The 7,212-nt window shown below is 62.4% G+C and carries 7 protein-coding genes; 5 read left to right on the forward strand and 2 right to left on the reverse strand.

Annotation, left to right across the window (positions count from 1 at the left end):
* The 4 genes from DBR24_RS08510 to DBR24_RS08525 form a co-directional block, all read left to right on the forward strand.
* On the forward strand, positions 1–694 hold a 694-nt coding region (locus DBR24_RS08510; protein WP_146188996.1), incomplete at its 5' end, for an ABC transporter ATP-binding protein.
* A 1-nt stretch (position 695) separates the two neighbouring features.
* A complete protein-coding gene (locus DBR24_RS08515) occupies positions 696–1,961 on the forward strand; it encodes an ABC transporter permease (protein ID WP_123463740.1) in 1,266 nt (421 codons plus the stop codon).
* An 11-nt stretch (positions 1,962–1,972) separates the two neighbouring features.
* A complete protein-coding gene (locus DBR24_RS08520; protein WP_123464141.1) occupies positions 1,973–2,491 on the forward strand; it encodes a DUF3299 domain-containing protein in 519 nt (172 codons plus the stop codon).
* 248 nt (positions 2,492–2,739) lie between these two features.
* A complete protein-coding gene (locus DBR24_RS08525) occupies positions 2,740–3,438 on the forward strand; it encodes an OmpW family protein (protein WP_007910962.1) in 699 nt (232 codons plus the stop codon).
* Positions 3,439–3,693: 255 nt separating this feature from the next.
* On the opposite strand, the gene DBR24_RS08530 is transcribed toward DBR24_RS08525, so the two are convergent.
* Complete coding sequence (locus DBR24_RS08530; RefSeq protein ID WP_128614493.1) at positions 3,694–4,626, reverse strand: NAD-dependent epimerase/dehydratase family protein; 933 nt, start codon at positions 4,624–4,626, stop codon at positions 3,694–3,696.
* Entirely contained in the window at positions 4,619–5,503 is an 885-nt protein-coding gene (locus DBR24_RS08535) for a sugar nucleotide-binding protein (protein WP_123463735.1), read from the reverse strand. Before DBR24_RS08535 ends, DBR24_RS08530 begins: the two co-directional genes overlap by 8 nt.
* Positions 5,504–5,781: 278 nt before the next feature.
* Here DBR24_RS08535 and DBR24_RS08540 point away from each other — a divergent pair.
* A partial coding sequence (locus DBR24_RS08540; RefSeq protein ID WP_146188995.1) for a DEAD/DEAH box helicase occupies positions 5,782–7,212 on the forward strand: 1,431 nt, incomplete at its 3' end.

Consider the following 7,212-nt stretch of genomic DNA (forward strand, 5'->3'; position numbering starts at 1 on the left):
CGAACTCTCCGACCTGGGCTTCAACTGGCCCGGTCACCCGCCATTGCTGGACATTCCGGCGTTTCGTCTGGAAGCCGGTCAAACCCTGTTCCTCAAAGGCCCCAGCGGCAGCGGCAAGACCACCCTGCTCGGCCTGCTCGGTGGCGTGCAAAAGCCCGGTCGCGGCAGCATTCGTCTGCTCGGCCAGGAGCTGACCGAGCTCTCCGCCGGCGCCCGCGATACGTTTCGCGTCGACCACACCGGCTACATCTTCCAGCAGTTCAACCTGCTGCCGTTTCTCTCGGTGCGCGAGAACGTCGAACTGCCCTGCCACTTCTCCAAGCTGCGTGCACAGCGGGCGAAGCAACGTCACGGCAGTGTCGATCAAGCCGCTGCCACGTTGCTCGCGCACCTGGGTCTGAAAGACGAAAGCATCCTCGGCCGCCGCGCCGACTCGCTGTCGATCGGCCAACAGCAACGGGTCGCTGCGGCCCGAGCCTTGATCGGTCAACCGGAACTGGTGATCGCCGATGAACCGACCTCGGCACTGGATTACGACGCCCGGGAAAACTTCATTCGTCTGTTGTTCGCCGAATGCCGCGAGGCAGGCTCGAGCCTGTTGTTCGTCAGCCACGACCAGAGCCTGGCGCCGCTGTTCGACCGTCACCTGTCCCTGGCCGAGCTCAATCGCGCCGCCACGTCTGCCGAGGTCTGAGATGTATCTGTTTCGTCTGGCGATGGCCAGCCTGGCCAACCGCCGCTTCACCGCCCTGCTCACCGCGTTCGCTATTGCCCTGTCGGTGTGCCTGTTGCTCGCCGTCGAGCGCGTGCGCACTGAAGCCAAAGCCAGTTTCGCCAGCACCATCAGCGGCACCGATCTGATCGTCGGCGCCCGCTCCGGCTCGGTGAACCTGCTGCTGTACTCGGTGTTCCGCATCGGCAACGCGACCAACAATATCCGCTGGGACAGCTTCGAACACTTCGCCAGCAACCCGAAAGTGAAATGGGCGATCCCGATGTCCCTCGGCGACTCGCATCGCGGTTATCGGGTGATGGGCACCACCGAAGCGTATTTCGAGCATTACCAGTACGGCCGCCAGCAGCACCTGGCCCTGGCCGACGGTCGTGCATTTGCGACTGATCCCTTTGAAGTGGTGCTCGGTGCCGAAGTCGCCGAAGCGTTGCATTACAAGCTCGGCGACAAACTGGTGCTGGCCCACGGCGTGGCGGCAATCAGCCTGGTCAAGCACGACGATAAACCATTCACCGTGGTCGGCATTCTCAAGCGCACCGGCACCCCGGTCGATCGCACACTGCACATCAGCCTCGGCGGTATGGAGGCGATTCACATCGACTGGCACAACGGTGTGCCGGCGCGCGGCGACGGGCGCATCACGGCGGATCAGGCGCGCAACATGGACCTGACGCCACAGGCGATCACTGCGTTCATGCTCGGCCTCAATAGCAAGATTTCCACCTTCGCCCTGCAACGCGAGATCAACGAATACCGTGGCGAGCCGATGCTGGCGATCCTCCCGGGCGTGGCCTTGCAGGAGTTGTGGAGCCTGATGAGCACCGCTGAAAAAGCGCTGTTCGTGGTCTCGTTGTTCGTCGTGCTGACCGGGTTGATCGGCATGCTCACGGCGATTCTCACCAGCCTCAACGAACGTCGCCGGGAGATGGCGATTCTGCGCTCGGTCGGTGCACGACCGTGGCACATCGCAAGCCTGCTGGTGCTGGAAGCCTTCGCCCTGGCGCTGACCGGGGTAATCGCCGGACTCGCGCTGCTATACATCGGCATCGCTGCGGCACAGGGTTATGTGCAGGCCAATTACGGACTGTATCTGCCGCTGGCGTGGCCGAGCGAGTATGAATGGACGCTGCTCGGTGGCATTCTGGCGGCTGCGCTGCTGATGGGCAGCGTGCCGGCCTGGCGCGCCTATCGCCAATCCCTGGCTGATGGCCTGTCGATCCGTTTATGAGGATGTTTACCATGCCCCGCGCCGTGCTTGCGCTGCTGTTGCTGGTTGCCCTGCCCGTGTGGGCAGCGGCGCCGAAAGACCTGACCTGGTCGGAGATGATTCCGCCGGACGCCGCGCCGGAAGTGCCGAACATGACGCCTCTGCACGACCTGTCGAAGATGAGTGATGCGCTGTCCGCCGAGTCTGCGCCAGCAGCGAAGCAGGACATGCCGAATGCGCCGGTGGTGCAGGCACTCGACGGGCAGAACATTCGTTTGCCGGGTTATATCGTGCCACTGGAAGTCAATGAAGAAGGACGCACCACGGACTTTTTGCTGGTGCCGTATTTCGGCGCCTGCATCCATGTGCCGCCACCGCCGTCGAACCAGATTGTGCATGTGAAAAGCGAGTTGGGCGTGAAGCTCGATGAGCTGTATCAGCCGTATTGGGTCGAGGGACCGTTGCAGGTCAAGGCCTCGAGCAGTGAACTGGCGGATGCCGGGTATCAGATGGATGCCGACAAGATTTATGTGTATGAACTGCCGGAGTAATTCCCGGTAGTTTTGTGCTGTTGCAATGACCCCTTCGCGAGCAAGCTCGCTCCCACAGGTTTCGATGGTGACCATAAATTTTGTGGTCGACTCGATCAGTGTGGGAGCAAGCTTGCTCGCGAATGAGCCGTCAAAGGTTCCGCAAAAACCCGCCCCTTCACTGTTTCATTGAGCTGAGTCAAAAGACCGTATCAGTTGGCTTCATACCATAGGACATCAGACATTTTTAACGTCCTTTTGGAGCTCCCATGAACAAGTCCTTGCTCAGCGCCTCGCTGTTTGCCCTCGCGCTCGCAGCCCCGCTCGCCCACGCCCACGAAGCCGGCGACATCCTCATCCGCGCCGGTGCGATCACCGTCAACCCGAAGGCCGACAGCTCCAGCGTCAAGGTCGATCAGGGTCCGTTGAGCGGCACCAATCTGGGCGGCAAGGCGACCATGAGCAGCGACACCCAACTGGGCCTGAACTTCGCCTACATGCTCACCGACCACGTCGGTCTCGAGTTGCTGGCGGCCACTCCGTTTGAACATGACGTGAAGCTCAAAGGCACTGCATTGCCTGCGGCCAACGGCAAACTCGGCACCCTGAAACACTTGCCGCCGACCCTCAGCGTTGTCTACTACCCGCTGGATTCGAAGTCGCCGTTCCAGCCCTATGTCGGCGGCGGCATCAACTACACCTGGATCTATGACGAGCACGTCGGCAGCGAAGCCAGCGCCAATGGCTTCAGCAACTTCAAGGCGAAAAACTCCTGGGGTCTGGCCTGGCAGGTCGGCGCCGACTACATGCTGACCGACAACATCATGCTCAACGCCCAAGTGCGTTACATCGACATCGACACCCGTGCCACCGTCGAGAACAACGCGGTGGCGCCGGGCACACGCGCACGGGTGAACGTGGATGTCGATCCATTCATCTACATGGTGGGTTTGGGCTATAAGTTCTAAGTCGAGTTATCGAACGTTCACGTGGTGGTGAATGAGGCTTGGTGGTGAGCAGGCATTGAACTGACGGCGACCGCACGCAGTTGATCGGGGGACAACATCCCCTTGCCACAGGGATAGCGAGATTATTCCGGCCGTGAAAAAGGCGCCTGTCAAAGGGCGCCTTTTTCATGTCCGCTGGAAACCTCTGGCGTGAGCTGGATCTCCCCCTCACCCCAGACCTCTCCCGAGGGAGAGGGTTAGGGTGAGAGGCTCTTTTCAGGAGCGACCGAGCAACCGTGCCAACCCCACGCTCATCGGCGTCTGCTGCGGCATCTTGAAGCGCTCCAGCAAGCGAGCATTGTTCGCTCGCGAGTGGCGGATATCACCGGAGCGCGCCGGGCCGTAGCTGATCGGCGGCAGTTCCCCAACCACCGCCTGCAGGGCGTCAAGCATTTGCTTGAGGCTCATCGACTGATTCCAGCCGACGTTGACCGCACCGACTGCCACTTCAGGCTTTTCGATCGCCTGTACCAGCAGCTCGACCAGGTCTTCGACATAAAGAAAATCGCGCGTCTGCTCGCCATCGCCAAACACGGTGATGGGCAGGCCTTTCTGCGCACGTTCGCTGAAAATGCTGATGACCCCGGAGTACGGTGAGGACGGGTCCTGACGCGGGCCGAAGATGTTGAAGAAGCGGAACACCACCGGCTCCAGACCATGCTGGCGACGATAGAAATCGAAATAATGTTCGCCCGCCAGTTTGTCGGAGGCGTACGGCGTCAGCGGGGCTTTGGGCGTGTCTTCATTGATCGACTCGCCCTCGCCGTTGTTGCCGTATACCGCTGCACTGGAGGCGTACAGCACGCGTTTGACCCCGGCCAGGCGCATGGCTTCGCATACGTTCAGGGTGCCGATGAAGTTGCTCTGATGCGTCTTCACCGGATCATCCACCGATGCCTGCACCGAGGCCACGGCCGCCAGGTGGGCCACGGCACTGCAACCTTGCATCGCCCGGGCGACCAGCGCCGCATCGGCCACGTCGCCGACAATCAGTTCAACCCTGGGGTTATCCAGCGGCAGATTGCTGCGCTTGCCGGTCGACAGGTCGTCGAGCACTCGTACCGAATACCCGTGGGCGAGCAAGGCGTCGGTCAGGTGCGAGCCGATGAACCCGGCTCCACCCGTGATTAAAACAGTCCCTTCAGCCATGACGGTAAAACCTATCCAGTAAGGCCGGGAGCGCGGCGCGCCAGGCGCGCGGCTTGATCCCGAAGGTGTGCAGAATTTTTTTGCAGGCGAGCACCGCGTGTTGCGGCTCCTCGGCGGCATCCGGACGCGCGGCGTGGGCCTGGGCGGTCGGCGCTTCGATGGCCAGGGCATGCAGGCTGCGTGCTTCGGTCAGAATTGCCTGGCCCAGCGCCAGCGGTGTGGTCGCTTCATGGCCGGCGTAGTGATAAGTACCCCACAGCGGCGCCGCGCAATCGAGTTGCTTGAGCACGGAAATGATCACCCGCGCAGCGTCATCCACCGGTGTCGGATTACCCCGACGATCGTCGGCCAGCAACAGTTCTTCCGGCTGTTCGGCGCGAGCAAGGAAGCGCCCGAGAGTGCCGTCGGGGCTGTCATCGAGCAACCAGCCAAATCGTAGCAAAACGTGTTGCGGGCACGTGGCGCGCACACTTTGTTCGATCCGCCACAAGGCCTGACCGCGCAGCCCCAGCGGCACCGGTTCATCCTTTTCGCTGTATGCGGTGGCGCGCGAACCGTCGAACACCCGATAACTGGACGGCTGCACAAGGATGATGTTGTGGTGCTGGCACAGTTCGGCCAGCCGCTCGATGGCGCGTTCCTGCCCGGCCATACGGCTTTCGCTGACGGTTTCGGCCTGGAACCAGTCGAAATAGTAGGCGAGATTGATCAATGCATCGGGACGGGTGTCGTCGAGCAGTTGTGTCAGGCTCGCGGCATCCCAGCCGTCTTCTGGCGGGCGGGGGGCGAGGAAACCGATGTCTTCCTCCGCACCGAGGCGAATCAGCGCCTGCCCAAGGGCATTTCCGCCGCCCAGTAACATAAGGCGCATTCGCATAGAGTCAGCAGGCCCAGTCTGATTGGAACGATGGCTTTAGCGACGGGACTTGTGGAACCGTCGTCGATAATTGCCGGAATCGTTGCATTTTGCGGGTTTAGTGCGCAACCGTCATCCGTAAAGTGTAGATCGCCGGGATTTGTGCCATGGCCACTGGCCTCATCGCCGGCAGGCAGCTCCCACAGTCTGGGTGTGCGCCGCGATCCCTGAGGCCCTGAAGATCCGCGCAGATCCCGGCGGTACTTGCATCTTGCAGTTGCCGCCCGCATAACTTAAGCATGAATCTGCCCATCTCCAAGGACGTGGCCCTGGCAGGCTTTCACCCCGCCGTCAGCGCCTGGTTCAGCAAGACTTTCCCGACGGTCACCGCCGCCCAGGCCCGCGCTTGGCCGTTGATCCGTCAGCGCCGGTCGACCCTGATCGCCGCGCCCACCGGCTCCGGCAAGACCCTCACCGCGTTCCTCGCCGTGCTCGACGACCTCGTCCACCGTGGCCTGGAAAACCCCGACGGCCTGCCCGACGAAACCCTGGTGGTGTATGTCTCGCCATTAAAAGCGCTGTCCAACGACATCCGCATCAACCTGCAAAATCCATTGGCCGGGATTACCGGGCAATTGCGCCAACTGGGCCTGCCGGAGCTGGAAATCACCACCGCCGTGCGCACCGGTGACACCCCGCAAAAAGAACGCGCCGCCATGCGCAAGCACGCGCCGCACATTCTGGTGACCACCCCGGAATCGCTGTACGTGCTGCTCGGCTCCGAGTCCGGGCGCAAAATGCTCGGCACCACACGCACGGTGATTGTCGATGAGATCCACGCCATGGCCGCGGGCAAGCGCGGCAGCCATCTGTCCCTGAGCCTTGAACGCCTGCAGGCGCTGTGCGCCGAACCATTGACCCGCATCGGCCTGTCCGCCACGCAGAAACCGGTCGAGGCCGTGGCGCAATTTCTGGTCGGTCATGAGCGCTCCTGCGAGATTATCGACATCGGCCACGCCCGTCCGCGGGACCTGGACATCGAAGTGCCGCCGGTGCCGTTGTCGGCGGTGATGGCCAACGATGTCTGGGAACTGGTCTACGATCGCCTCGCCGAACTCGCCCGCGAACACCGCACCACACTGATTTTCGTCAACACCCGGCGCCTGGCCGAACGCTTGAGCCGGCATCTCAGCGAACGCCTCGGCAAACAGGCCGTGGCGGCGCACCACGGCAGCCTGGCCAAGGAGTTCCGCCTCGACGCCGAACAGCGGCTCAAGCGCGGCGAACTGCAAGTGCTGATTGCTACCGCGTCGCTGGAACTGGGCATTGATATCGGCGAGGTCGATCTGGTCTGTCAGATCGCCTCGCCGCGTTCGATTGCCGGTTTTTTGCAACGGGTCGGTCGTTCCGGGCACCAGGTCGGCGGCACGCCCAAAGGTCGCTTGTTCGCCACCACCCGCGACGATCTGATCGAATGTGCCGCCCTGCTCGACTGCGTGCGGCGCGGTGAACTCGACACACTGCACATCCCCGAAGCGCCGCTGGACGTGCTGGCCCAGCAGATCATCGCCGAAGTCAGTTGCCAGGAATGGCCGGAGGACGCCCTGCTGGCGATGTTCCGCAAGGCCTCGCCGTATCGCCAGGTCGACGAAAAACACTATCAGGCCCTGCTGGCGATGCTCGCCGAAGGCTACAACGGTCGTCAGGGCATCCGCAGCGCTTACCTGCAC

Source organism: Pseudomonas sp. HMWF006 (genome assembly GCF_003061205.1).
Lineage (GTDB): Bacteria > Pseudomonadota > Gammaproteobacteria > Pseudomonadales > Pseudomonadaceae > Aquipseudomonas > Aquipseudomonas monsensis.